General features: G+C 60.3%; 21 protein-coding genes and 1 pseudogene. 12 read left to right on the plus strand and 10 right to left on the minus strand.

The window, feature by feature from the left end; translation table 11 throughout:
- Positions 1–6: 6 nt before the first annotated feature.
- On the plus strand, positions 7–8,529 hold the full coding sequence (locus ACRAWE_RS07425) for an amino acid adenylation domain-containing protein (protein ID WP_432525182.1): 8,523 nt from the start codon (positions 7–9) through the stop codon (positions 8,527–8,529).
- A 59-nt stretch (positions 8,530–8,588) separates the two neighbouring features.
- Positions 8,589–9,872 (plus strand): enterobactin transporter EntS, encoded by a 1,284-nt coding sequence (gene entS, locus ACRAWE_RS07430; RefSeq protein WP_154746219.1) that lies wholly within the window; start codon positions 8,589–8,591, stop codon positions 9,870–9,872.
- A 4-nt stretch (positions 9,873–9,876) separates the two neighbouring features.
- On the opposite strand, the gene ACRAWE_RS07435 is transcribed toward entS, so the two are convergent.
- The gene (locus ACRAWE_RS07435) at positions 9,877–10,236 is read right to left on the minus strand and encodes a winged helix-turn-helix transcriptional regulator (protein ID WP_019455377.1); all 360 of its coding nucleotides are present in this window, start codon (positions 10,234–10,236) and stop codon (positions 9,877–9,879) included.
- 102 nt (positions 10,237–10,338) lie between these two features.
- Here ACRAWE_RS07435 and ACRAWE_RS07440 point away from each other — a divergent pair, with 102 nt between their 5' ends.
- Both ACRAWE_RS07440 and ACRAWE_RS07445 read left to right on the plus strand, forming a co-directional pair.
- Positions 10,339–10,893, plus strand: a complete 555-nt coding sequence (locus ACRAWE_RS07440) for an NAD(P)H-dependent oxidoreductase (protein WP_019455376.1) — start codon at positions 10,339–10,341, stop codon at positions 10,891–10,893.
- Between the two features lie 91 nt (positions 10,894–10,984).
- The gene (locus ACRAWE_RS07445; RefSeq protein ID WP_019455375.1) at positions 10,985–11,635 is read left to right on the plus strand and encodes a LysE family translocator; all 651 of its coding nucleotides are present in this window, start codon (positions 10,985–10,987) and stop codon (positions 11,633–11,635) included.
- A 14-nt stretch (positions 11,636–11,649) separates the two neighbouring features.
- Here the strand turns inward: ACRAWE_RS07445 and ACRAWE_RS07450 are convergent, their stop codons facing one another.
- Positions 11,650–12,426 carry an NAD(P)H-dependent oxidoreductase gene (locus ACRAWE_RS07450; protein WP_019455374.1) on the minus strand — a complete coding sequence of 259 codons (777 nt, stop codon included), beginning with the start codon at positions 12,424–12,426 and terminating at the stop codon, positions 11,650–11,652.
- 84 nt (positions 12,427–12,510) lie between these two features.
- Between ACRAWE_RS07450 and ACRAWE_RS07455 the strand changes: the two genes are divergently transcribed.
- Positions 12,511–13,404: a LysR family transcriptional regulator gene (locus ACRAWE_RS07455; protein ID WP_063919480.1), complete on the plus strand. Its 894-nt coding sequence runs from the start codon at positions 12,511–12,513 to the stop codon at positions 13,402–13,404.
- Positions 13,405–13,417: 13 nt separating this feature from the next.
- On the opposite strand, the gene ACRAWE_RS07460 is transcribed toward ACRAWE_RS07455, so the two are convergent.
- The 4 genes from ACRAWE_RS07460 to ACRAWE_RS07475 form a co-directional block, all read right to left on the minus strand.
- The gene (locus ACRAWE_RS07460) at positions 13,418–13,897 is read right to left on the minus strand and encodes a GNAT family N-acetyltransferase (protein WP_019455372.1); all 480 of its coding nucleotides are present in this window, start codon (positions 13,895–13,897) and stop codon (positions 13,418–13,420) included.
- Between the two features lie 126 nt (positions 13,898–14,023).
- Complete coding sequence (locus tag ACRAWE_RS07465; protein WP_019455371.1) at positions 14,024–14,185, minus strand: hypothetical protein; 162 nt, start codon at positions 14,183–14,185, stop codon at positions 14,024–14,026.
- Positions 14,186–14,326: 141 nt separating this feature from the next.
- A complete protein-coding gene (locus ACRAWE_RS07470) occupies positions 14,327–16,393 on the minus strand; it encodes a TonB-dependent copper receptor (protein ID WP_063919478.1) in 2,067 nt (688 codons plus the stop codon).
- A 220-nt stretch (positions 16,394–16,613) separates the two neighbouring features.
- On the minus strand, positions 16,614–17,021 hold the full coding sequence (locus ACRAWE_RS07475; protein WP_071532857.1) for a DUF2946 domain-containing protein: 408 nt from the start codon (positions 17,019–17,021) through the stop codon (positions 16,614–16,616).
- A 229-nt stretch (positions 17,022–17,250) separates the two neighbouring features.
- Between ACRAWE_RS07475 and ACRAWE_RS07480 the strand changes: the two genes are divergently transcribed.
- Positions 17,251–17,859: a class I SAM-dependent DNA methyltransferase gene (locus ACRAWE_RS07480; RefSeq protein WP_019455368.1), complete on the plus strand. Its 609-nt coding sequence runs from the start codon at positions 17,251–17,253 to the stop codon at positions 17,857–17,859.
- 40 nt (positions 17,860–17,899) lie between these two features.
- Here ACRAWE_RS07480 and ACRAWE_RS07485 read toward each other — a convergent pair whose 3' ends face one another.
- The gene (locus tag ACRAWE_RS07485) at positions 17,900–19,201 is read right to left on the minus strand and encodes a PQQ-dependent sugar dehydrogenase (protein ID WP_063919477.1); all 1,302 of its coding nucleotides are present in this window, start codon (positions 19,199–19,201) and stop codon (positions 17,900–17,902) included.
- 10 nt (positions 19,202–19,211) lie between these two features.
- Positions 19,212–19,637, minus strand: a complete 426-nt coding sequence (locus ACRAWE_RS07490; RefSeq protein WP_025159754.1) for a DUF2231 domain-containing protein — start codon at positions 19,635–19,637, stop codon at positions 19,212–19,214.
- Between the two features lie 168 nt (positions 19,638–19,805).
- Here ACRAWE_RS07490 and ACRAWE_RS07495 point away from each other — a divergent pair, with 168 nt between their 5' ends.
- A complete protein-coding gene (locus tag ACRAWE_RS07495) occupies positions 19,806–20,270 on the plus strand; it encodes a YbaK/EbsC family protein (protein WP_432525183.1) in 465 nt (154 codons plus the stop codon).
- A gap of 79 nt (positions 20,271–20,349) precedes the next feature.
- On the opposite strand, the gene ACRAWE_RS07500 is transcribed toward ACRAWE_RS07495, so the two are convergent.
- Positions 20,350–20,727 carry a VOC family protein gene (locus ACRAWE_RS07500; RefSeq protein WP_211129807.1) on the minus strand — a complete coding sequence of 126 codons (378 nt, stop codon included), beginning with the start codon at positions 20,725–20,727 and terminating at the stop codon, positions 20,350–20,352.
- 377 nt (positions 20,728–21,104) lie between these two features.
- Between ACRAWE_RS07500 and ACRAWE_RS07505 the strand changes: the two are divergent.
- Positions 21,105–21,272 (plus strand): annotated as a pseudogene (locus ACRAWE_RS07505) (GrpB family protein); the annotation flags it as partial.
- 113 nt (positions 21,273–21,385) lie between these two features.
- Positions 21,386–21,547 carry a hypothetical protein gene (locus tag ACRAWE_RS07510; protein WP_154746213.1) on the plus strand — a complete coding sequence of 54 codons (162 nt, stop codon included), beginning with the start codon at positions 21,386–21,388 and terminating at the stop codon, positions 21,545–21,547.
- Positions 21,548–21,585: 38 nt separating this feature from the next.
- Here ACRAWE_RS07510 and ACRAWE_RS07515 read toward each other — a convergent pair whose 3' ends face one another.
- On the minus strand, positions 21,586–21,966 hold the full coding sequence (locus ACRAWE_RS07515; RefSeq protein ID WP_063919473.1) for a DUF4440 domain-containing protein: 381 nt from the start codon (positions 21,964–21,966) through the stop codon (positions 21,586–21,588).
- Between the two features lie 261 nt (positions 21,967–22,227).
- Here ACRAWE_RS07515 and ACRAWE_RS07520 point away from each other — a divergent pair, with 261 nt between their 5' ends.
- The 3 genes from ACRAWE_RS07520 to ACRAWE_RS07530 are packed head-to-tail and all read left to right on the plus strand — an operon-like array spanning position 22,228 to position 24,998.
- Positions 22,228–23,211 carry a zinc-binding dehydrogenase gene (locus ACRAWE_RS07520; protein WP_432525184.1) on the plus strand — a complete coding sequence of 328 codons (984 nt, stop codon included), beginning with the start codon at positions 22,228–22,230 and terminating at the stop codon, positions 23,209–23,211.
- Positions 23,212–23,260: 49 nt separating this feature from the next.
- Positions 23,261–23,944, plus strand: coding sequence for a DsbA family oxidoreductase (locus ACRAWE_RS07525; protein WP_063919471.1), 684 nt, complete (start codon positions 23,261–23,263; stop codon positions 23,942–23,944).
- Positions 23,945–23,978: 34 nt separating this feature from the next.
- Positions 23,979–24,998 (plus strand): AraC family transcriptional regulator ligand-binding domain-containing protein, encoded by a 1,020-nt coding sequence (locus ACRAWE_RS07530; RefSeq protein ID WP_211129810.1) that lies wholly within the window; start codon positions 23,979–23,981, stop codon positions 24,996–24,998.
- Positions 24,999–25,001: the final 3 nt, after the last annotated feature.

The following is a 25,001-nucleotide window of genomic DNA, read 5'->3' on the forward strand; positions in this document are numbered from 1 at the left end:
GACACCATGTCAGAAACGCTTTCATTGCCGGATACTCAGGTCGAGTACCGGGATTATCCGCTGGTTGCGGCACAACCGGGGATCTGGATCGCCGATCAAATCGCGCTGCGTCGCAACAGCTTCGCCGTGGCGCATTACACCGAACTGCATGGCGATATCGATCGTCCGGCGCTGGAACGCGCGATCCGTCAGGGGCTGGCGGAAGCGGATACGGTTCAGGCGCGGTTCTTTGAGGCGCAGGACGGCCAGCCGGCACAACGCTTACCGCTCAGTGCGGATCCCGCGCGCGTGCAGGCGCCGGAGTGGTTCGATTTCAGCGCGCGGCCGGACGCCGAACAGGCGGCGCTGTCGCTGATGCACGACGATCTGGCTCAGGAATTGCCCGCGGACGGCGAGCGACCGCTCTATCGCCATGCGCTGATACGTATCAGCGCCGATCGCTGGTTCTGGTACCAGCGTTTTCATCACCTGACCCTGGACGGCTTCAGCTTCGAGGCCATCACGCGCCGGATCGCCGACATCTATCGCGCGCTGCGCCACGGGCTGTCGCCGGCGGCCTCGCCATTTACGCCGTTCGGCAAGGTGGTGGAAGAGTTTCAGCAATGGCAAACCTCGCCGGCGCGCCAGCGGGCGGCCGAATTCTGGCGACAGCATCTGCGCGATCTGCCGTCGCCGCTGTCATTATCGACGGAAAGCCGCGAGGTTGAACCGGGCACCCGGCCGCTTAAACAGGCGTTGGTGCTGCCTGAGTCGCTGTTTGACGCCGCATTGCGCATCGACGCGCTGCAGTCGCTGCAACCGGCCGATATCGTCACGGCCGCATTGGCGATATACCTGGCGCGCATGAGCGGTGAAACCCGCTTTTCAGTCGGTTTTCCTTTCATGCGCCGCATGGGTTCACAAGCGCTGGCGGCGGCCGGCCCAGTGGTTAACGTGCTGCCGCTGCTGCTGAACGTGACGCCGGAGATGTCGCTGGCGGAGGTCTGCCAGGCGACCGCAGCGGAAATCAAACAGGCGCGCCGCCATCAACGCTATGAAGCGGAGCAGATCAAACGCGACCTCGGCCTGGTCGGCGGCCATCAAGAGCTGTACGGCCCGGTGATTAACGTCAAGGTTTACCACAGCGCCTTGTCCTTCGACGGTCAGGCGGCCGTTACCCATACGCTGGCGATGGGGCCGGTCGATGATCTGGAGTTTGAGATCGGCTTTCGCAACGGCGTGCTGACGCTGTCGTTGGTGGCCAACCCGGCCAAATACTCGCCGCGTACATTACACTGTCACGCAGAGCGTATCGGCCATTGGCTGCAGCAGCTGGCGCGGCAACCGCAGCAACCGATCGGACAGCTGGCGTTAATCAGCGAAGGGGAACGGCGTCAACTCGCGGCCTGGGGGCGCGGCGCTGAACTGACGCCGCCGGCGGGCATGATCTCAATCATGGACGCTTTCCAGCGTCAGGTTGAGCGGCAGCCCGAGGCGTTGGCGGTGGTCTGCGGCGATGTGCGACTCAGCTACCGTCAGCTCTGCGAACGGGTGATGCAACTGGGGCGTGTGCTGCTCGAAAGCGGCATCGGCGCCGAAGACGTGGTGGCCATCGGCATTCCGCGTTCGGTGGACACGCTGGTTGCGCTGTTCGGCGTGCTGGCCAGCGGCGCGGCCTATATGCCGCTCGATCTGGACTATCCGCGTGAACGCCTGACGCTGATGTGCGACGACGCGCGGCCGGTGATGTTGCTGACCCACCGCGCCACGCAGGTAAACATGCCGGATCTGCCGCAGGTGCTGTGCCTGGACGACGCATCGTGCCTGGCGCGCTGCGCGGCCGCCGAAGCCACGCCGATAACGGACGAAGAGCGGCGTGCGCCGCTGAATGAAGCGCATCTCGCCTACATGATTTACACCTCCGGTTCGACCGGCAAACCCAAGGGCGTGATGTCCACCCACCGCGGGCTGCTGAACCTGTTCTTGTCGCATCAGGCCTCGCTGTTTGGCCCGGCGATTGAAAAATTCGAGATCTGCCACGCGCGGCGTCTGCGCGCCGGCCATACCGCCTCGTTCTCTTTCGACTCCTCCTGGGAACCGCTGTTCTGCATGATGATGGGCAGCGAACTGGTCATCTTCGATGAGGAGCTGCGCCGCGATCCCTGGGCGCTGCTCGAACAAACCCAAAAGACGCCGATCGATCTGCTGGACATCACGCCGTCGTTCTTCTCGCAGTTGGTGGACTGCGGTCTGCTGAAGGGACAGTTCCCGCTGCCGTCGTTCGTGATGATCGGCGGTGAGGCGGCGACGCCGACGCTGTGGAACCTGATGCAACAGCATCCGGAGGTGGAGATCCACAACTATTACGGCCCGTCCGAATACACCGTCGATACCCTCGGCGCGCCGGTCACGGCCGCCGATCAGCCGGTGATCGGTCGCCCCCTCGCCAATACCTCCGTCTGGCTGCTCGACAGCCGCCTGCAGCCGGTGCCGATCGGCGCGGCGGGCGAGCTGTACATTTCCGGCAAGGGCATCGCGCGCGGTTACCTGCGGCGCCCGGATCTGACGGCGGCGCGCTTTGTCGCCAACCCGTTCGTCGACGGCGAGGTGATGTACCGCAGCGGCGATCTGATGCGCTGGAGCGCGGAGGGGCAGCTGGTGTTCATTGGCCGTACCGATCACCAAATCAAGGTGCGCGGTTTCCGCGTCGAGCTGGGTGAGGTGGAAAGCGCGCTGGCCGCCTTGCCGGACGTGGGGCGGGCGGTGGTGATCGCCGAGCCGATCGGCGCCACCTATCGCCTGATCGGCTACTGTTCGGTGCAGGATGACGCCCGCCGCGCCTCGCCGGCGCTGCAAAGCGAACTGCTGGGGCAGTTGGCGCAACGGCTGCCGGATTATATGGTGCCGGCGATCCTGGTGGTGATGCCGGAGCTGCCGCTCAACGTCAACGGCAAGATTGACCGTCAGGCGCTGCCCAAACCGCAGGAGACGCTGACGCAAAGCATCCGCGAGCCGGCCACCGAGCAGGAAAGGCTGATTTGCCACGCCATGGCGCAGCTGTTGGGCATGGATCGCGTCGGCGCCGACGACGATTTCTTCGCGCTCGGCGGTGACAGCATTTCGGCGATGGGGCTCGGCACCGCCCTGCGGCGCAAAGGCTATCTGCTGCGCCCGCGCGAAATCTTCGCGCTGCACACCCCGGCCCGCATGGCGCAGGCGCTGCAGCCGCTGGCCGCCGACTCTCAGGCCCCTCGCAGCGTGCAGCAAGGCCCGATCGACGGGCTGCCGATCCTGCACTGGTTTGCCGAGACGGGCGAGCTCCATCGTCGCTTCGCGCACGGCGTTTTCCTGCGCGTGCCTGCCGAACTGCAACCGGAACAGCTGCGCTATGCGTTGGAACAGCTGCGCGCGGCGCACCCGGCGCTGGGCGCGCGGATCCGCGATGGCCAGTTGGTGGTTGAAACCGCCGCCGCCGGTGAGCTGATGCAGGTTGATACCGTATCCGGTGAGCTGGAGCTAGCGGCGGAGCAGGCGTTTGATGCCGCGCTTGACCATCTCGATCCGGCGGCCGGCGCCATGATGCAGGCGAGGTTGTTGCAACGGAATGGTGAGAGCCTCGGGCTGGTGCTGGCGATTCACCACCTGGTGGTCGACGGCGTTTCCTGGCGCATCCTGCTCGACGAGTTGCGGCAGGTGGCCGACGGCGTCATGCAGGGGCAGCCGATTACGCTGCCGCCGGAAGAGACTTCGCTCTATGAATGGTCCGCGCGTTTACGGTCCGACGCTGAACGCCGGGAAACCGAGCTGCCGTTCTGGCGACGGATGCTGGCGGACGGCACACCGCGTTTGGGGCGCCGCGCGCTGGATCCGCAGACCGATCGCACCGGCGACGTGTCGGAAAAACGCACGCTGCTCGACAGCCGGTTGACCGCTGCGCTGCTGGGCGCATTGCCGCAGGGGTACCGCGCTCAGGTTGAAGAGATCATGCTGTGCGCGCTGGCGCTGGCCTGCCGTCGTCGTTTCCAGGCCGCTTCGCTGCGCTTCTCTCTGGAGTCGCACGGCCGCGCCGAACTGGACGACGGCCTCGATCTGGCGCGCACCGTCGGCTGGCTGACGGCGGAGTATCCGCTGTGCATCGAGCTGCATGACGCCGAGCACCACGAGGCCGTGCGCGCGGTGAAGCGGGTGACACGAGCGGTGGCCGATCGCGGCGTCGGTTACGGCCAGCTGCTCTATCTGCATCCGCAGCGTGACGAACTGGCGGCGCTGGCGCAACGCAACGCGCCGGAGATCCTGTTCAACTACCTCGGGCGCTTCAGCCAGGATGAGGGGCACTGGACGCCGCAACGCAGTCAGACTTGCTTCCGCGATGCCTTCGCCGTGGCGCAGGATGCGCAGCAGGCGCTGTCGTATGGCCTGGAAGTGAATATCTTTGTCGAAGAGCGGCGCGACGGCGCTTGCCTGGCGATCAACTGGAGCTGGCTGGAGGGGATTTTCAGCGAGAGCGACATTGCGGAATTGCATAACGGCATCGAGCAAGCGGTGCGCGCACTGTGCGAATTTGCCGAGCGCCATCCCGAACGGGCTGCAGCGACGTTGGTGGCGGCCGAGATCGCACAGCCGAACGTCGACGATGAGGCGCTGCGCGCCTGGGAGCGCGAATATGGACCGTTGACCGCCGCGCTGCCGCTGTTGCCGTTGCAACACGGCCTGCTGTTCCATGCGCAGACTGCGCAGCAGGGCGGCAGCTATAACTCGCTGACGCGCCTGAGCCTCTGCGGCGAACTGGACGCTCATCACCTTCAGCAGGCGCTGGATGCGGTGATTCGCCGCCATCCGCAGCTGGCCGCCCGATTCAACCGCGAGGGCGAGCCGTTGCAGCTGATTCCACAGCTCAGTCAACGGGCAACCCATTGGCCGCTGTACAGTCACGCACTGCCGCCGCTGTCCGCCGAACAAGAGGCGCAGGCGCTGCATGAACTGGAGCAGGAAGAACTGCGGCGCGATCTGTTTAATCAGCCGGGCGCAATGCTGCACGCGCGGCTGGTCAAACACGGCGACAGTGAACGCTACACGCTGTTCCTTAATGCGCATCACCTGATCGTCGACGGCTGGTCGACGCCGGTGGTGCTCAACGATCTGATGCTCGCATTGCGCGAGGGGGAATCGGCGCTGCCGCCGCTGCGCTCGAACTATGCCGATATCGTTCGCCGCCTTACCGCAAGGGATGCCGACGCCTCGCGCCGCATCTGGCGCGAAACGCTGCAGGATGTGCGGCCGACATTGTTGTTCGGTGAAGCGCAGGACGATCGCGTGCATGAGCTGGAAATGACGCTGCCGCCGGCGGAGGAAAGGCGTTTGCTGACCCTGTGCCGCGAACGCGGGTTGACGCTCAATACCCTGATGCAGGGCATCTGGGCGTTGCAGCTGGCCAGCGCTTGCGGCCATCAGGACGTGGTGTTCGGCTCGCCGGTTTCCGGCCGCTTTGGCCAGATCGATGGGGTGGAAGAGCACGTCGGTCTGTTCAGCAATACGCTGCCGGTGCGGGTGTGTCTGCAGCACGATCGTTCGTTGACGGAACAACTGATCGAGCTGCAACACCGGCAGATTGAACTGCTGGAGCACGACGATTTGGGGCTGGGGGAGATCCAGCACCTGGCCGGGGCGGGTACGCTGTTCGATACGCTGTTGGTGGTGGAAAACTACCCGGACAACGACGAACTGCTGGGCGGCGCAGGTGCGCTGCGCTGCGACGCCATCCGCAACAAAGGCTACACCCACTATCCGCTGACGCTGCTGGTACTGCCGGGCGAGCGTTTGCGCCTGCTGCTGGAATGCCGCTCTTCGGTACCGCAGCCTGAACGCTTCGCCGCGCGGCTGATGGCGCTGCTGCAACAGTGGATAGCGCAGCCGGATCTGCCGCTGCCGCGTTGGCAACTGCAAACGCCGCAGGAACAGGCGCTGATTGCCGCGGTCAACCGCACCGGTCAGGCGGTGGCGGACACCACCTTGCATCGGGCGATCGCCGATCAGGCGCGGCGCACGCCGGAACGCATCGCGCTGCAGGATGCCGGGCACAGCCTCAGCTACCGTGACATGCAGCGCCAGGCCGCACTGTTGGCCGAACGGTTGACGGCGGCCGGCATTCAGCCGGGCGATATCGTCGCGGTGGCGTTGCCGCGATCGGTGCGCCTCAGTCTGGCGCTGACGGCGATTGTGCAGACCGGCGCCGCCTGGCTGCCGCTGGATACCGGTTACCCGGACGAGCGGCTGGCCTACATGGTGGAAGACGCCAAACCGCGGCTGATTATCACCGAAAGCGCGTTGGACGCCCGCTTTGCCGCACTGGCGCCGACGTTGCTGTTCGATGCGCTGGACGACAGCGGCCGCGAACCTGCGCCGCGCCCATCGGCGGGGAACGGCGATTATCCCGCCTACGTGCTGTATACCTCCGGCTCTACCGGGCGGCCGAAAGGCGTGGTGGTGAACCACCGGGCGATCGTTAACCGCCTGTTCTGGATGCAGCATGAGTATTCGCTCGATGCGCAGGATGTGGTATTGCAGAAAACGCCGTGCAGCTTCGACGTTTCCGTCTGGGAGTTCTTCTGGCCGCTGATGGTCGGCGCGCGCCTGGTGATGGCGCCGCCGGAGGCGCACCGCGATCCGCAGGCGCTGACGACGTTGATCGACGACTATGGCGTGACTACGCTGCATTTCGTTCCGTCCATGTTGGCTATCTGGGTGGAGGCGCTGAACGAACGTGCACCGCAACGCGCCGCCGCCAGCCTGAAACGCGTGTTCTGCAGCGGCGAGGCGCTGTCGTGTGAACTGGCTTCCCGCTATCAGGCGTTAGTCGCCGCGCCGTTGCATAACCTGTACGGCCCGACTGAGGCGGCGGTCGATGTCACCTACCAACCGGCATCCGGTGCGGCCCTGGCGGCGGTGAGCGGCGCCGGCGTGCCGATCGGCAAACCGGTCTGGAACACTCAACTGAGCATTCTCGACGCCATGCTGCGGCCGGTGCCCGTCGGCTGCGCCGGCGATCTCTACCTGCGCGGCATTCAGCTGGCCGATGGCTATCTGCATCGGCCGGGGCTGACGGCGCAGCGGTTTGTCGCCGATCCCGCCGGCAATGGCGCCCGCATGTATCGCACCGGCGATATCGCCCGCTGGCTGGAAGACGGCAGCGTCGAGTATTTGGGCCGCAGCGACGATCAGCTGAAGATCCGCGGCCAGCGCATCGAGCTGGGTGAAATCGAGCAGGCGCTGCTGGCACAGCCGGGTGTCGCGCAGGCGGCGGTACACGCCATCGAACTGGGCGAGGGGGCGACGGGGCTCGGCGGCGCCGATATGCGGCAGTTGGTCGCCTGGCTGATCGCCCAACCGGGCGTGACGCTGGATACCGGCGTGCTGCATCAGGCGCTGGAGGCGCGTTTGCCGGCGCATATGATGCCGGTCAGCTATGTCATGACCGACAGTTTCCCGCTCAGCGCCAGCGGCAAGCTGGATCGCAAGGCGTTGCCGCGGCCGCAGCTGACCCCGCAGAGCGGTCGCGCGCCGCACAGCGACAGCGAGCGCCTGCTGGCGGCGCTGTTCGGGGAACTGCTGGGGCGCGAGACGGTGTATGCCGACGACGACTTCTTCGCACTGGGCGGCCATTCGTTGCTGGCGATGCGCCTGGCGGCTGAGCTGCGGCGGCGCGTTACCCGGCCGTTGAGCGTCGGGCAGATCATGTTCGCCCGCAGCCTGGAGAAGATGGCGCACCTGCTCGATGATGCGCAGGCGGCCAACTCGGCCGAAAGCCGCGGCGTCGGCGAGTGTCTGCAGCTGCGGACCGGCCAAGGCCCGGCGCTGTTCTGTCTGCATCCGGCTTCCGGTTTCGCCTGGCAGTATTCGGGGCTGAGCCGTTATCTGCCGGGGAACTATCCGATTATCGGCCTGCAGTCGCCAAGGCCGGATGGTGCCATCGCCACCTGCGAGGATATCGAGCAGATGGTCGATCGTCATCTCGCCACTCTGCGCCGCATGCAGCCGCAGGGGCCGTATTACCTGCTGGGCTATTCGCTTGGCGGCACGCTGGCGCATTCGATGGCCGCGCGTCTGCAGCAGCAGGGCGAAGAGGTGGCGTTCCTCGGCATGCTGGATACCTATCCGCCGGAAGGTCAGGATTGGACCGGCCCCAGCGAAGAGGAGGCGCAGAAAGAGGTGGCGCAGGAGCAGGCAGAGTTTATGGCGGAAGATCATGGCGATCCGGCGCTGATGGCGGAGAAGGCGGCGATGTTCGACAGCATTGTCGCCAACTACCGCGATGCGGTGCGCATTCTGTCTCAGGCGCGCAGTCGGCGTTTCCACGGTACGGCGACGCTGTTTGTCGCCGACCGGACGCTGCCGCCAGAGATGGATATCAACGCCGTGTGGGCGCCGTATCTGGATGGTCTGATCTGCCATCACCAAGGCTGCGAGCACGCCGACATCCTGTCGCCGGCCTCGCTGGAGTCGCTCGGGCCGCTATTGCATGAGTTGCTGACGCGGCGCTACGGGTTGGTATAACGCAACCGGGCCGGGCGCGTGCGTACCGGCCCGTACTAAAACATCAAATGCAGGACATTATGGCCAGACCTTCTTTTTTTCTTGATTTCAGTTTGCTGAGAAGCAATGCGCATTTTCGCGCGATTTTCTGCGCCCGCATGCTGTCGGTGTTTTCCCTCGGCATGTTGGCGGTGGGGGTGCCGATTCAGATCCAGGCCATGACCGGCTCCACGTTGCAGGTGGGGGTTGCGGTGGCGCTGGACGGCGTGGGCATGTTTATCGGCCTGATGCTGGGCGGCGTGCTTGCCGATCGCTACGATCGCCGCAAGCTGATCCTGTTTGCACGCGGCACCTGCGGGCTGGGCTTTGTCGCCCTGAGTCTGAACGCCTTCGCCCCGGCGCCGTCGCTGTGGGCGCTCTATCTGCTGGCGGCCTGGGATGGATTCTTCGGCGCGCTCGGCATGACGGCGCTGATGGCGGTGATCCCGCTGCTGGTCGGGCGCGAGAACCTGGCGGCGGCGGGGGCCTTGAGCATGGTGACGGTGCGCATCGGCGCTATTCTGGCGCCGGCGCTGGGCGGGATTATCATCGTGTTCGGCGGCGTGGGGCTGGCGTTCGCCGTGGCGGCGGCCGGGACGCTGGGCACCCTGGTTCCGCTGGTGCGCTTGCCGACGCTGTTGCCGCAGCATCAGGAACCGGAACACCCGCTGCGCGCGCTCGCCAGCGGTTTCCAGTTTGTCTGGCGCAATAAGGTGGTCGGTTCGGTGGTGTTGCTGGGGATGCTGATGAGCATCGTCGGCGCCGTCAGGGTGCTGTTTCCGGCGCTGGCGCAGGACGCTTACCACGTCGGCGCGTCCTCTATCGGCCTGATGTACTCTGCGGTGCCGCTGGGGGCGATGCTGGGCGCGCTGACCAGCGGTTGGGTGGGGCGATACGCTCGTCCCGGCGTACTGATTCTGGTCGCCGCCATCGTCGCGTTTACCGCTATCGCTTCGCTGGGGCTGTTCAGCCACCTGGCGCCGGCGCTGCTGGCGCTGGTGTGTTACGGCTACGCCAATGCCATCGCTTCGCTCCTGCAGTTCATGCTGATCCAGAGCAACACGCCGGATCATCTGTTGGGCAGGGTCAACAGCCTCGGCACCGCCCAGGACGTAACCGGCGATTCGATCGGCGCGTTGGGGCTCGGCGTACTGGGCAGAGTGTTCACCCCATTGATGAGCGTGCTGTCGTTTGGCGCGTTCGCTGCAGTGCTCGGCGTGCTGGTGGCCTTCAGCGTGCGTACGCTGCGCCAGTGCCGGCCGGCGGACGCGTTGGTCGAGCACGATGAGCCCGCTGCGGCAACCTCAGCGGCGGCGGACAACTAACCCCTCACGGCGCCGGCTGTTCCGGCCGGTGCCGTTCTCCCCACTGGCACATCATGTCGATCACCGGGATCAGCGAACGCCCGCGCTCGGACAGGCTGTACTCCACCTTGGGCGGGATCTGCGGATACTCCTTTCTCACCACCAGGCGGTCTTTTTCCAGCTCTTTCAACGTCGAACTCAGCGTTTTGTACGAAATGGTGCCGATGCAGCGCTGCAGTTCGTTGAAGCGCAATACCGGCTTATACAGCGCCAACCAATAAAGAATAATCATTTTGTATTTGCCGTTGATCACCGACAGGGTGTAGCCATAGCCGGTGTCTTCAAGGCTGATGCCCGTTGGGCTGCAGCGGGATTCGGCGGTCATTTTATACTTTCTCCGGGGTAAGTATGTGTCGTGAGTGTGCGTATTTTACATTCTGCCAGCATACCCTAAGATGCGTCGAAACACCTGTCTGGAGAGATCAGTATGAAAACGTTAGTGGTAGTGACCCATCCCGATATGGCGAATTCGGTGGTGAACAAGCGTTGGCTGGAGGAACTGCGGCGCTATCCGGCGCGCTATACCGTGCACGAACTGCATCAGGCCTATCCGGACTGGCGGATCGACGTCGCCAGGGAACAGCAGCTGATTGAAGCGCATGACAACATCGTGCTGCAGTTTCCGATTTACTGGTTCAGCAGCCCGCCGCTGCTGAAAAAATGGCTGGACGACGTGCTCACCTACGGCTGGGCCTACGGTTCCCGCAGCGGTTACAAGATGCAAAACAAGAAGCTGGCGCTGGCGGTCACGGCGGGCGTGCGCGCAGAAGATTATGCGCGCGCAGGGCGCTATCGCTACTCGCTGGAGGAAATCTTTCGGCCGTTTGAAGTGACCGCTGGTTACGTGCGGGCCGACTATGCCTCGTTCTTCGCCTTTTACGGCAAAGAGACGGCTTCGGACGGGGCGACAGAACAGGTTCAGCAGCATGAGCTGGACAGCAGCGCACAGGGCTACCAGGCATTTCTCGCCGCCCTGAATTAACGATACTCCCCGGATGCGCCTGATAGTGCTGTTGCGAATGTCCGGGGAGGATTATGATTAGCGGATCCTTTGACTCGCCGGTGATAACCCCATGCCTTCGGCCGAAACGTTCATTGCTTTTCTGATTGCGCTTACCCTCCTGGAACTGTCACCCGGACCGGACATGATGCTCACCCTGGCCAGAGGCATCGGCCAAGGCCGCCGCATCGCGCTGCTCAATGTTTTCGGCATGGTTTTTGTCGCCGGCATGGTGCAGGTTTCCATGCTGGTGCTCGGTCTCGCCACGCTGCTGCATACTTATCCGCTGGCGTTGGACGTGTTGCGTTGGGTGGGAGCGGCCTATTTGGTCTGGCTGGGGATAAAAATGCTGAAGGTAAGCCGTCAGCCTGTCGATGCGGTATTGAAACCCCGGACGATGACCGGGCGGCAGGCGGTGAAAGAAGGGGCGATTAACAGCCTGACCAACCCTAAATCGCTGCTGTTCATGTTTGCTTTCCTGCCGCAGTTTGTTAACCCTGAAATCGGGCCGGTTTGGGTGCAATTGCTCGTTTTGGGCTCCATTCAGAAACTGGCCGGGATCCTTTCGCTGGGCTCTGTCGCCATGGCCGCCGGCACCGTGGGGCAATGGCTCGCCCGTAATCCCCGTTGGTTGGTGTGGCAGCAGAGATTTACGGGCGTGGTGATGATGGGATTGGGCGCCAAACTCCTGCTTGGGGGCGGTGCCGCGTCAGCGCCGCGATAATGGCGCGGCTCGCGCTATTTCAGGTGAATGCTAAAGCCGCGTTGCCCCGGCGCAAGGGGGTCCTTTAACGTCAGCTGCGGGATCAGATAGTCCCCGGCATTCTGTCGCCGAAATGGGATTGGATCGGCGTTCCACAGATTATCCAGCCGCTGCCCGAGCCGCTCGCACAGATCGGCGAAGCGCGTCTCGTCGGTCTTTCCGGCGCGGTAGGTGACGAACGGCGGCAACACCTCGAAGCCCGGGTAATGCAGCATGCCGTGCTGGATCGGAAACAGGATATCGTCGATCGGCCCGTTGATGCCGCGCGGGGCGTAATGGGATTCCCACCCGCCGGCGCTGACGATCAGCATGGCTCGTTTGCCCGCCAACATCCCTTCGCCGTAACGGTCGCCCCAATGCGTATCGGAATGCTCACCAACGCCGTAGGCAAAACCATAGGCATAGACGCGATCGACCCAACCTTTCAGGATCGCCGGCATCGAGAACCACCACAGCGGAAACTGCAGCAGCACCGCGTCCGCCCAGCGCAGCTTTTGTTGCTCCCGTTCGATGTCGGCGCTCTGCACGCCGCTGGCGTACGCACGCTTCGAATCCAGCGAAGGATCGAAACGGGGCCCTGAAGCACCTTCCTGGCTGTCCTCGGCGTCGATCGCCGCTTTCCAGCGCATGGCGTACAGATCGGAAACCTGCACCTGATGGCCGGCCTGCGTCAGGCGTTCAACGGCGAAGTTTTTCAGTGAGCCAGTCAGCGACTGCGGCTCCGGGTGGGCGTAAACAATCAACACATTCATAACAGCTCTCCTTGGTGTGAGAGCTGCAGGTTAGGGCGTTAGTAGGTATATTAGAAATGAATTACCGTTATCCCAGGTATAACTATGAATAATTTAAGGCGACTGGATCTCAACCTGCTGGTGACGCTCGACGCGTTGCTGGCGGAGCACAACGTGACGCGCGCGGCGCAGCGGCTCAATTTCTCCCAACCGGCGGTCAGCGTGCATCTCGCCAAACTGCGGGCGATCTTTGACGATCCGCTGCTGCTGCCTGGCCCGCGCGGCATGCGTCCGACCGCCAGAGCGGAGCAGCTGCGGGAACCCTTACGCCAGGCATTGGCGGCGCTCGAGTTGGCGGTAACGCCGGCCACGCCTTTCGATCCTGCCGTGGCGACCGATACCTGGCGCGTTGCCGCCTTCGACTATGGCGAATCCACCATCGTGCTGCCGGCGCTACAGGGTTTGCGAACCGCGGCGCCCGGCACCCGACTGGCGGTGCTGGAAATCGCGCCGGCACGTCTCGCCAAACTGGCGGAACAGGGAGAGATCGATCTGGCGTTTCACACCCGCGAAGGCGCGCCGCCCGGTCTGCGTCAGCGCACGCTGTTCAGTGAACGCTATGTGCTGGTGGGCAGAGTCGGCCACCCCAAGCTGCATGAAAACCTGACGCTGGCGCAATTTTGCGAACTGGAGCAGGTGATGGTCTCGCCAGACGGCGGCGGCTTCTACGGCATGACCGATCGGGCGCTGGCGGACGTGGGGCTGAGCCGGCGCGTGGTGCTTTCGGTGCCGCATTTTCTGTTCGTCATCTCCGTACTGACGCAATCCGATTTGGTGGCGATGTTGCCGGAGCGGCTGGTGCGCAACCAGCCTCTATTGCAGCAGATCACGCCGCCGCTGGCGGTGCCGGGCTTTGAAATGACCATGCTGTGGCACGAACGATCGCATAGAGATCCCGCTCACCGGTGGCTGCGGGATCATATCCTGCGTTCCGTGTGAGCGGCTTGACAGATTAAACGGAAAAGCGCTTTTTAATTCTGTCGACCGGCGTGCCATCGCTGAGCGGCACCTGCAGCAAACGATCGTAATCGCGAAAGCCCATTTTTTGATAATAGGCGAGGCCGCCGACGTTATCCGCCCGAATGGTGGCGTTGATGTGCTTGAAACCGTGCGACTTCGCCGCCGCTAACGTTGCGGGAAACAGCGCGCTGCCGACGCCACGCACCTTCGGCGACAGGCGAGAGAAGGTGGCAATATCTGCGGTATCGGACGGCAGGGCATCGTCAACGCTCAGCGACTGGAAGCCCACCAACAGTCCATCCACCTCCGCGACCTGGCAACTCAGCGCATTGTCGCCGCTGATGAACCATTCGCTGAATTCGGCTGGGGTGAGGGGCGTTTCTATCGCGGTCGTGCCACCGGCGCTGATCACCTCATTCAATAACTGCGTCAGCGCTTCAGCGTCTTGCGGGGTTATCGTTCTGATCTTCATTGCGTTGCTCTCTCCTCCACAGGGGTTTCAGGCGTAATGAATCTGCTGGAACCATCGAAAGAAGATAGACGCAGGCGTCCGGCAATGAAATACCGGAACGTGCGGGACAAAAAACAGCGCGGGAAATTACATGAACAGGAAGCGGTCGGCCAACGGAACGCCGCGCTCGAGGCGTGGTGGCAGCGCGTCGTCGCGATCGTCAGGCTGGGCAGCCTGTGGCGCGACATCTTCGGCTTTTTCAATCATCAGCTCGCCGAGCAGGGCCAGAAAACGAGTGAGCTTTTGCATATTCCCTCCGGATCGGTGATTAGGCTAAGCGTGATAGTAATCGCCGCTAAACCGGATGGGAAAAACTTAAAACTCATATCCTAAGAACCGGATCGCATATCGCTTGACCGGGCGACGGTTGCCCATCGCCCGGTGAACGGCTTAGAAGGTGACGTTAACCTTGGCCCACAGGGTGCGACCCGGTTCATTCACCGCGCTGTTGGCCGAATACCCGAAGGCGCTGTTGCCCGCCAGGTTGAGGTGCTCGCTGTAGGTCTTGTTCAGGATGTTATCCAGACCGGCGCTCAGCTTGACGTTCTTATTCAGCTTGTAGGCGGCGTTGGCGGACAGCACGCCGAAGCCGGCGCTATCGGCAAAGTCTTTGCCCACCACGTTGCCTTCGTTGATCGCCACGCGGTGCTGGCTGCTGACCAGACGCCACAGGCCGGTGCCGCTCCAGTCGCCGTACTCGTAGGTCAGGCCCAGGCGCGCTTCCAGCGGCGGGATCTGCGGCAGCGGGCGGCCGTCGCTGGTGTTTTTACCCCAGGAGTAGGCCAGGCTGGCGTCGGTTTTCCAGTGTTCGCTCAGCTGGTAGCCCATGCCCATTTCACCGCCCATAATGTTGGCGTTGACGTTATCGGCCTGGCTGAGGCGCGCGTTGTGCGGATCGTATTTGAACAGGATGAAATCATCGACCCGGCCCAGGTAAGCGGAGACCCAACCGTTGAAGCGCTTGCCGTTGTACTGCGCGCCAATATCGAGTTGCGTGGTTTTCTCGCTCTTGACGCTGGCGAACGGATCTTTGCTGCCGTTCGGACCCAGCTTCGGCGAGAACAGCTCCCAGTAATCCGGGAAACGTTCGGTATAACCGACGCCGGCGTACAGCATCAGTGGCAGATCGGCCAGCGTATGCTCCAGGCGCATAAAGCCGCTCGGCAGCGTATCTGAACGCTCCACATCGTTGCCATTGCGGAAGTTCTCCACCAGGGTGCGGTCGAGGCGCGCGCCGCCGATCAGCTTATCCTGCTCGCTGGTGGACCAGGTCAGTTCGCTGAAGGCGCCGTAGCTGTTGAACTGGGCGTCTTTTTCCCAGCTGCCGCGGCTCATGCTGCGATGGGTGTTGGTCTGGGTGTCCATACCGCTTTCAAGCTTCACGTCCTGCCACTGCCAGGTACCCATCACGCGGCCGCCGACGGTGCGGCGATCGAGCTGCATCGTCATGCCGGAAGACATCATATGCCCGCCGTGGCCGCCCATGCTCATGCCGCCATGCCCCCCGTGGCCGCCCATGCCGCCGCTGCCCGGCGAGCGCAGAGTCACGTTGTCCATCACGTGGTTGGCGTAGTTGTAGTAGACCTGCGCTTCAAGCTTATCCAGCACCTCGCCGATGTTGGATTTTTCCACCCGCATGCCCAGGCTTTCGCGCTTGAACTGCGAACCGTCCATGCTGCGGCCGGCATAGCGCGCTTCGCCGTTGCCGCGGCCCATGGTCACTTCCAGCAGCGTATCGTTGTCCGGCGTCCAGCCGAGCGCCAGATCGCCGTTCCACTTGTCCCAGCGCGACGGCACGCGCGTATTGGTGCCGTCCTGATAGTCGTTGGAACGGGATTTGTTGGCCATCACCCGCAGATAACCTTGTTCGGCGCCGAGGCTGGCGTCGATATTCTCATCCCAGCGGCCGTTGGAACCGGTCAGCACGCTGGCGTTGCCCTTGATGCCCGGCTTGTCGAAGCGCGGGCGTTCACGCTCGAAACGCACCGTGCCCGCAGACGATCCCGGCCCCCACAGCACCGTCTGCGGCCCTTTGGTGATGGTCAACAGATCGAAACTTTCCGGCGAGATATAAGAGGTGGGCGCATCCATCCGCGACGGGCAGGCGCCCAACATTTCCGAACCGTCGGTGAGGATCTTCAGCCGCGAACCGAACATGCCGCGGAACACCGGATCGCCGTTGGTCCCACCGTTGCGGATCTGCGAAAAGCCGGGGATGGTTTTCAGATAATCCGAGCCGTCGCTGGCCGGCACCGGCTGGCGCGGTGTTTTCGGCGAGGTGACGATGGTCAGCGGTGAGTAGAGCGGCGCGCTGACGGTGATCACATCGGCATCATTAGTCTGGACCTCGGCAGGGTGTTGGTGCGCCTGCGCCGCGTGGCCGGCCAGCAGAAACAGCGGCATGGCGGTAGTGATAGCGCGGGTAACGGCATTCTTTTTATACGTCGGTTTAAACATCATCTTTCCTTAAGCTAACTCTTTTCCGTGCTTGGCCGAGGGATTATTCAGGCGTGGGGCGGCCTGGCGAAAATCGCCATCGGGAAATACGGGGGTTAATTCCATCAACATGGAAATAACCGGGCTAATAATGTCGTCTCGATGCATAACCATTGGGCGAATTAATTCCGCCGCGTTGAAGCGATCAACGGCTAATACGGAGAACGGCAATAGGCTTATTTTAAAATCTGAGGAAAGAGACGGGGGGCGCGCGCGGCTGTAATTCGGTGTGAACAACGTGGGCAAACAGGGGAACGAGATAGTGGATCGGCGGCGGCCGCGAGGCCAGCGATTGGGACCAGAACAGCGGGGCGTGGCTCACGTCCAGCAGCGGCGCGTGCAGCAACAGCACGCAGTAGCCGCAGGCGCTGTCGTCCATCATCATCGCCATGTTGTGGTGGCCGCCGCCGTGCTGCATCTGCGGCGGCGCGGCTTTTTCAGGTTCAGGCGGCGGCGAGTGCATCCCGTGATGCATCGGCATCTCCATGCCGCAGTCCGCCATGACGGTCGTTCCAGCACTTCCGGCGCGCACATGCTCCAGGGATCGCGAGACAACCGGCGCAATGAACAGCATCAGAATGGCAAACATCCCTAACCAGGCAGCGGCCCGATTTCGCGATGCAGGGGGCTGAATTAACGACACAATCAACCTAAAAAAAGGGTTAACACAGGGTAGGGAATTGTACTGGTTTATGTCGAAATGTTAAAACCTTTTATTTCTGGTCAATGGTCTGTTGATGAATATATTATCGAATGAGCGCTTTAATTCTGACCAGCGGCTATTTTTTTGCGCCAATAACGTGACGGGGACAATATTAATGACGGAAAAACTGGCGAGCACCATTATCCCGCTTTATGACGAACATGCTGCCGCCTGGGAACGCCTCAGGTCCACCACGCTGTTTGAACGGCCGTGGCTCGACCGCTTTTTGCAGCTGGCCCCGGCCAATGCCCGGCTGCTGGATCTCGGCTGCGGCAATGGTACGCCGATCGCCGCCTATTTTATCGATCAAGGGTATCGGGTGACCGGCATCGACAGCTCCCAGGCGATGATTGCGCGCTGCCGGCAACGTTTTCCGCAGCAAGAATGGCGGCAGACGGATATGCGCCAGCTGGATTTGGCGGTCAGGTTCGACGGCCTGCTGGCCTGGGACAGTTTCTTTCATCTGGCGCGCGACGATCAGCGCCGCATGTTTCCGCTGTTCAGACGGCATGCCAATCCGCATGCCGCACTGATGTTCACCAGCGGCCCTGCAGACGGCGTGGCGATCGGCAGCTTCGAAGGCCAGCCGTTGTTTCACGCCAGCCTGGCGCCGGAAGAGTATAGGCGCTTATTGCAGGAGAACGGCTTCCGCGTGGTCGACCATATCGTGGAAGATCCCGCCTGCGGGGGGAGAACGGTGTGGCTGGCGCAGGTTGATGAGTGACAATGTCACGGTCGGGTTCTCCTGAACCCGACCGTTAACCTTATTTGGCGCTGACGCGCCAAACGGTATTGCCGACGTCATCCGCAACCAGCAAAGCGCCGGTCTTATCGACAGCCAACCCCACCGGGGCGCCATAGAGTTCCTTCTCGTCGTCGGAGACAAAGCCGGTGACCACCGCTTTGAGCTTGCCAACCGGCTTGCCTTGTTCAAACGCCACATAGCTGACCCGGTAGCCGTTCAGCGGCGATCGATCCCAACTGCCGTGTTCGCTGATAAAGGCGCCGCCGTGATAGTCGGCCGGCAAAGCGCTCGCGGTGTAGAACAGCAGCCCCAGCGGCGCGACGTGCGAGCTGAGCGCGTAGTCCGGCTTGATGGCTTTCGCCACAAGATCCGGCCGCGCCGGCTGCACCCGCCGATCGACATGTTGACCAAAGTAGCTGTAAGGCCAGCCGTAGAACCCGCCGTCCTGCACCGAGGTCAGGTAGTCCGGCACCAGATCGGCGCCGATCTCGTCACGCTCGTTGACGATAGCCCACAGCTTGCCGCTGTGCGGCTCCCACTGCAGCCCGGTCGGGTTGCGCAGGCCGCTGGCAAAAATGCGGCTGGCGCCGGAGGCGGTGTCGACTTCCAGCACGGCGGCGCGCCGGTACTCTACGGCCAGGCCGTTCTCGGTGATGTTGCTGTTGGAACCCACCCCGACATACAGCTTCTTCCCGTCTGGGCTGGCCAACAGCGCCTTGGTCCAGTGGTGATTGATTGTGTCCGGCAGGTCGGCCAGCTCTTTACCCGCATCGCTGATGCGCGTCTCACCCGGCTGATAGGCGTACTGCATGATGTTGCCGGTGTTGGCCACGTACAGCGTGTTGCCAATCAGCTGGACGCCAAATGGGGAATCGAGCCCCTCGAGGAAAACATGCTTTTCCCAACTGCCGTCGGCAGTGGGGCGTAGCAGGGTGATGCGGTTGCCGCCTTTGCCGCCTTTACCGGATTGGCCTTTCACCAGGCCGGCGATCAGTTGCTTGGTCGTGCTTACCGCTTCGGTGCCCGGCCCGTTGGCTTCCACTACCAACACATCGCCGTTGGGCAGGGTAAGCAACTGGCGCGGATGCAGTAAACCGTCCGCCACCTTTTCGATTTTCAAGCCTTCGGCCACTTTCGGCATCTGGTTCTGTTGCCAGCCCACGCCCTTAGGCACCTGCATCGGCGGGATCAGGAAGTTTTGCGCCGCCGGCAACGTCGGATCCGGGCCCATTTGTTGCTCTGGCGAAATGACGGCGCTGTTATCACAACCTGCCAGTGCCAAAACGGCAGCCAGAGAGAGCGCCAGGGATGATAGCTTCATGAAAACCTCCTTATTTTGCACGGGCAGCAAGGGCCAGCAGAATATTAGCCAGGCTCAGCAGCGCGACCACGATGGCAGACAGCACCACACCTTGCGGCACCACGGCATACGCATCACGGCTATGCACGAAAGCGTTGACGATGGCGAGAACGATGGCGATCAGATTCAACCAGAAGTGGAGTTTGACCGATGCTCCCAGCCGGCGGCTGCTGCCGAACCACACCTGCACCAGGTTAATCAGCCGGGGAATAATGGCAAAAACCAGGCCGATGGCGATCAGCCAACCGGCACCATTGACCCACTGAATATTCGCCGTGTAGGCATAGATAATGTCGAAAATCAGCGCCGCAGTGAAAAATCCGTAGGGTATCGGGTTGAGCCATTCATAGACGGCCACCGCAGCCGCTGAAGGCCTTGCTGTCGTTTGCGTGGTCATTCAGGTATCTCCATGAAAAATGATGAGTAAAAAGGGCATTGACCTCTTAAAGCTTTGTTCAGATTCAGCGATTTGAACAATTTTGATTCTCATTTTTAGCATGCGATGTTAAAACCGAAACCATCACTTCGGCATTATCAATGGGTTAGCATTACCAGGAGGAAGGGCATGAGCATAGAACGCGTTCAGCGATTTCTGACCGAGCACGCACCGGAAGCGACGGTAACGGTGTTGGCAAAGAACACCGCGACGGTGGCGCTGGCGGCGGAAGCCTTTGGCGTTGAGAGTGGGCAGATCGCCAAGACGCTGTCGTTTCGCGTGAACGACGGCGTGGTGCTGTTGGTGATGGCGGGAACCGCCCGGATCGACAACAAAAAGTACAAGCAATACTTCGGCGTAAAGGCGCGCATGCTGCCGGCAGAGGAGGTGGAGGCGCTGACCGGCTATCCGCCCGGCGGCGTTTGCCCCTTTGCCGCGCTGGAATCGGTCAGAATTTACTGCGATCGCAGCCTGCGTGATTACGATGAAGTGCTTCCGGCAGGCGGTAGCGATAATTCAGGCGTGAGAATTGCGCCACAACGGCTCGCCAGCATCACCGGAGCAGAGTGGATTGACGTGACAGGGCAACGCTAAGTGACGACGTCACATTTGTGTTATGTTAAATAGAGATGGTAGCTACTTAGTTAATGTGCTGTTTTAACTGAAAAAATCACTAATCCAGCGAGATATGGCAAACCGCCTCGATATTATGGCCATCCGGGGCGATCACAAATGCCGCATAGTAGTGAGCATGGTATTGGGGCCGCAAACCGGGCGCGCCGTTGTCTTTGCCGCCGGCGTTTAACGCGGCATGGTAGAACGCATCGACCTGTTCACGGCTGCTGGCGGCAAATGCCAGGTGCAGATGCGCCGGTTTTTCATCGGTCTGAAACAGACATAAGGAAACGTTACCTCGATCGGGACACATTTCAACGCCGTAAGCGGGTTCACCTTCGGCCACGACTTTTACGCCCAGCGGCGCCAGCGCATTGAGGAAAAACGCTTTGCTGAGGGCGAAGTCGCTAACGCCAAATTTCACATGGTCAAACATGGAAATGCTCCTGGGGGATGCAGAAAATGTCCCATTCAGTATAGCCAGCGCCGTGATTGGTGGAGGAAGCGGTGCAAACAACACCAATGCGCATTTAACATGCAAATAGTGCCCGTTTAGGAGACGCGTTTGGGAGAAATCTGCAGTATCGTAGCTGCCGAATTTTCTCAGATTTCACGTAGCGCGATCAAAAAAGCAGGGGGTTCCTGGCCAATGCCGGCAGGTATACGCCATTGAAAATTATGCCCGGTCATCATTAATGAAGTGGACAATGGCAGCGTGCATCAGCACGGTCGAGGCTTATGATCCGCAGCGAGTGGAGCGTTATAAAGGTGAAGCGCTGAAACTACGCGAGATACTGGCTGGCGAGAACGGCAACGTCGCGTGGCGAGAACGGGATTGCCGGCAGGCGTTACGACATCAAGGGAAACGACAATCGCACGCATCACGTGCATGTATTTACTGCGGGAAGTGAACAGGCGATCAGACATTTGGCGTTCAGAGATTATCTGCGCAAGCATCATGGTGTTGCTCAGCAATACGCGGAGACTGCGGAAGCCTGTAGATAAAAACCAGAGGCCTATGGCCGGCTGAAAAACGAATTTGTTCAAAGGCATGAGCAGCTGGTGCGGACTTGGTTGGCCGCAGGAGAAACCCCATGAATCAGGCCTGGACGCCAGAATCCCTGTATCCTTACCTTGGTGCGCATAATGTATATTATGTTAAATGGAATTACTGGGTACGCACCGGGGTTATCCTGCCCGTCCTTTCTCACCTCACCTTCAAGGCTTATCAGACTGATATCCTTTTTTATGTTTAAGCCCATCTATCGACACATCTCAGTTTCATCATCTCAGTTTAGCCCTTAGTCGGCGTACCTTGATGAAAGCGCATCTGCCAACCCGCCTTTTCCGTCAGGAGCCAAATCGATGAGCGTTCGGTGCAACGAACGACGCGGCCCTGCGCGTCACGCTGAAAACTTTTATACGTCAGCAACACGGCGCCTTCACTGATTTTCGCCAGCTTAAAGCCTGCGGCGAAAATCGGCGGATAATCCGTTTCCATCTCCAGCGCCGCAACGGTTTGGCATTTGTCATAACGTAGGCCTGAACGACCAATCTCTTCAAAGTCTTCATGCAACAATGCCGCAACACGCTGCGGATCGCGGCGCACCGTTGACTGGTGCAGTTCAACTTCAAGCGTCTGGAATAGACTCAGCAACACTGCAGAATGGGTCAAAATACCCTCCTTTTTTGATCGCGCTACGTGAAATCTGAGAAAAATTGCGACCCATGGTAACGCAGAAAAATGCATGCGGGTCCGCCTTTATTTAACGTTCAGCTGACAGCCCCGACAGAAAAATACCTGTTTCAACCCTATTGATTGCCTGCACTTCACCCCTTGTGTCTCGTAAACACAAAAATACGACTCGTGACATCAAGAACACGGGGCCGCTGATAAGTATACTTTTAACCTATTAAACAATAAGGAGCATAAATAATGCGCATTGCTATACATGACTCTCTTGGCCAGCCAGAGCAAGTTATTCGTATCGAACAAACCTCTCGCCCGAAGCCAAAAGCCGGCGAAGTGTTGTTGCAGATGGTTCTCTCACCGATTCACAACCATGACCTGATGCAAATTTCTGGTACCTACGGCATCAAACCGGAGTTACCTGCCCGAGCAGGAACCGAAGCTCTCGGCCGTGTTATCGAGGTTGGCGCAGATGTGAAGCACTTGAAAGTTGGCCAGCGCGTAGCCGTATCGGGGGCCATCGGCACTTGGGCCGACGCTTTTGTCGCACCCGCCGCCACACTCTTGCCGGTTCCGGATGATATCAGTGATGAACTGGCGGCCCAATTACTCGTTATGCCATCAAGCGCAACCGTTGTGTTAGATGACCTGGGCGTTAAAAGCGGTCAATGGATGATCTTGAGTGCCGCCGCGGGAGCCGTAGGCAAGAACCTTGCGCTATTGGCGGCCTCTCGCCAGATCCGGGTTATTGGTCTGGTCAATCAAGAGCATCAGGTGCAAGAGCTAAAAGAACTCGGCGTTGACGTGGTTGAAAATACGGAAATAGAGGGTTGGCAATCGCGCATAAAGGCGGCGTTAAACGGGGAGCCACTGCTCTTTGGGCTGGACTCTGTGGCGGGAAAGCTCACCGGGGAAATGTTGAGCATCATGAATGATAATGCCACGCTGGTCGTGTTTGGCGCCATGAGCAATCAACCGCTATATATTGACTATCAGGATGTCATTTTCAAACAAGCCATCATTCGCGGTTTCTGGGGGTTGCGGAAATTCGCTGCGTTGAGCGACGAATACCGATCACGAATGATCTCAGAGATTATAACGTTGGCCCAAAAAGATGGGTTGAATCTGCCAGTAGCCGCTGTCTATGACCTTGGCGATATTGCAAAAGCCATCGGCACCAAGCATGTGCCAGGTAAAGTGTTACTGCGCGGCAGCGATATTGAGCGCTAATCTGATGCGGTCGATCGAGTGATGCGACCGCCCTATCTGGAGATACACAATGAAAATAGATATTTGGTCTGATGTCATCTGTCCATTTTGTTATATCGGTAAGCGGAAATTGGAAGCCGCTTTAGAGCAAACAGGTATCCAGGCAGAGATCGAATGGCACAGTTTTGAACTAAGCCCAGATTCTCCTCGCTATCACGGGGTCTCTCTGCCGGAAACGATGAGCCAGATGTATGGGATCAGCCGGGAACGGGCTTTGGCGATCTTGAAACACGAGGAGCAGGAAGCCAGCCGTATGGGGCTGGACTTCCAGTGGGAGATTGCCAAGCCAGGCAATACATTTGATGTCCATCGCTTGATCCATTTGGCAAAGTTTTATGAATTAGGAGACAAAGCCAAAGAAAGATTTTTGAAGGCTTATTTCACAGAGGGACAAGACATCGGCGATCAACAGGTCCTTCGGGCGCTAGCGCTCGAGATCGGTTTGCCCGCAGATAAGATCGATGACGTACTGGAGAATAATCTTTTTGCTGATGAAGTGCGCTTTGATGAGTGGGATGCCCGTAATCGTGGCATCCGTGGCGTGCCCTACTTTGTTATCAACGATAGCGCTACGGTGTCTGGCGCCCGTGAAGTTAATGAGTTTATCAATGTGCTGCGTGACCAAGTGGCTCTGCTGGCCTCACAAGCGGAGACAGGAATATGCAATGGCGGATTTTGTGAAATCAAGAAATAATGACGTCACTCTTACCGTACGCTGAGGTGCAAAGATGATGGTACGTTCTACCGGCATGAAAGGTTATTCCAGCCTCATGAAAGACCTTGGCGTCGACCCATTGCCACTGCTTTACAAACATGGTTTACCCGAGGATTTAGGCGAAGTCGATGACGCGCTGGTGCCGTTGATTCCCGTGATGCAACTCATGGAAGATAGCGCATCTGCCTCACAGCATTTTGATCTTGGCCTGAGGCTCGCCGCACAGCAAGATATTGATATTGTTGGTCCTCTTGCTCTGGCTATACGCCATTCAGCAAATGTATATGAAGCAATGTATACGTCTTCACAATATATGTATGTGCATAGCACCGCGATTCATCTTGGCCTGGTTGAACCAAGCCCACTCATTCCCGATTCTGTTGAAGTGCGTATTGAGATCGGCGTGCCTAATGCACCTATGTTTCGGCAAACTATCGACCAATGTCTGGGCAGAATGCACCATATGCTCAAGTCTTTTGCCAAAGAAAATTATCAGTTACTGGCGATAACCTTCCCTTATGAAGGGAAACCGGATTACGGCGCCTATCAGCGTTTTTTTGGCCGAGCGGTCATTTATCCTGAGCACGAATACATTGGGCTACACGTATCGCCGAAAACCTTGAGCAGCAAAATCGATAATATTAACCCGGCATTGAAACGCATTGCCCTGGAATATCTACAGATGCACTACGGCAACCCGGAATTATCGATGGTGAGTCGTGTCCGTCGAGCCCTGCATTGCACGATAGGAACATCCGGTGGAAGCAAGTCTTCAATTGCGGAGTTGCTGTTTTTACACCCACGGACAATGCAACGAAAATTGGCCGAAGAAAACGCGACTTTTGACCTGATCCGTGATGAAGTCCGCCAGGAAATCGCATTTCGTTTTCTCACGCAAACCCGTATGCCGCTGTCACAGTTGGCACCTTTGCTCGGTTTTGCCGATCAATCGGTCCTTACGGTTTCATCCAGACGCTGGTTTGGTATGCCGCCCTCCAAAGTCAGGGCGATGAATTCAGCGACCAATGGATAAGGA

It is taken from the genome of Serratia sp. BFP-2025, assembly GCF_050880365.1.
In the GTDB taxonomy this organism is placed as follows: Bacteria; Pseudomonadota; Gammaproteobacteria; order Enterobacterales; family Enterobacteriaceae; genus Serratia; species Serratia surfactantfaciens.

Bases quoted from the DNA above. Each gene is read 5' to 3' on its own strand.
- ACRAWE_RS07425 (WP_432525182.1), top strand. From the start codon at position 7: ATGTCAGAAACGCTTTCATTGCCGGATACTCAGGTCGAGTACCGGGAT.
- entS (WP_154746219.1), top strand. From the start codon at position 8,589: ATGGCCAGACCTTCTTTTTTTCTTGATTTCAGTTTGCTGAGAAGCAAT.
- ACRAWE_RS07435 (WP_019455377.1), bottom strand. From the start codon at position 10,236: ATGACCGCCGAATCCCGCTGCAGCCCAACGGGCATCAGCCTTGAAGAC.
- ACRAWE_RS07440 (WP_019455376.1), top strand. From the start codon at position 10,339: ATGAAAACGTTAGTGGTAGTGACCCATCCCGATATGGCGAATTCGGTG.
- ACRAWE_RS07445 (WP_019455375.1), top strand. From the start codon at position 10,985: ATGCCTTCGGCCGAAACGTTCATTGCTTTTCTGATTGCGCTTACCCTC.
- ACRAWE_RS07450 (WP_019455374.1), bottom strand. From the start codon at position 12,426: ATGAATGTGTTGATTGTTTACGCCCACCCGGAGCCGCAGTCGCTGACT.
- ACRAWE_RS07455 (WP_063919480.1), top strand. From the start codon at position 12,511: ATGAATAATTTAAGGCGACTGGATCTCAACCTGCTGGTGACGCTCGAC.
- ACRAWE_RS07460 (WP_019455372.1), bottom strand. From the start codon at position 13,897: ATGAAGATCAGAACGATAACCCCGCAAGACGCTGAAGCGCTGACGCAG.
- ACRAWE_RS07465 (WP_019455371.1), bottom strand. From the start codon at position 14,185: ATGCAAAAGCTCACTCGTTTTCTGGCCCTGCTCGGCGAGCTGATGATT.
- ACRAWE_RS07470 (WP_063919478.1), bottom strand. From the start codon at position 16,393: ATGTTTAAACCGACGTATAAAAAGAATGCCGTTACCCGCGCTATCACT.
- ACRAWE_RS07475 (WP_071532857.1), bottom strand. From the start codon at position 17,021: ATGTTTGCCATTCTGATGCTGTTCATTGCGCCGGTTGTCTCGCGATCC.
- ACRAWE_RS07480 (WP_019455368.1), top strand. From the start codon at position 17,251: ATGACGGAAAAACTGGCGAGCACCATTATCCCGCTTTATGACGAACAT.
- ACRAWE_RS07485 (WP_063919477.1), bottom strand. From the start codon at position 19,201: ATGAAGCTATCATCCCTGGCGCTCTCTCTGGCTGCCGTTTTGGCACTG.
- ACRAWE_RS07490 (WP_025159754.1), bottom strand. From the start codon at position 19,637: ATGACCACGCAAACGACAGCAAGGCCTTCAGCGGCTGCGGTGGCCGTC.
- ACRAWE_RS07495 (WP_432525183.1), top strand. From the start codon at position 19,806: ATGAGCATAGAACGCGTTCAGCGATTTCTGACCGAGCACGCACCGGAA.
- ACRAWE_RS07500 (WP_211129807.1), bottom strand. From the start codon at position 20,727: ATGTTTGACCATGTGAAATTTGGCGTTAGCGACTTCGCCCTCAGCAAA.
- ACRAWE_RS07510 (WP_154746213.1), top strand. From the start codon at position 21,386: ATGAATCAGGCCTGGACGCCAGAATCCCTGTATCCTTACCTTGGTGCG.
- ACRAWE_RS07520 (WP_432525184.1), top strand. From the start codon at position 22,228: ATGCGCATTGCTATACATGACTCTCTTGGCCAGCCAGAGCAAGTTATT.
- ACRAWE_RS07525 (WP_063919471.1), top strand. From the start codon at position 23,261: ATGAAAATAGATATTTGGTCTGATGTCATCTGTCCATTTTGTTATATC.
- ACRAWE_RS07530 (WP_211129810.1), top strand. From the start codon at position 23,979: ATGATGGTACGTTCTACCGGCATGAAAGGTTATTCCAGCCTCATGAAA.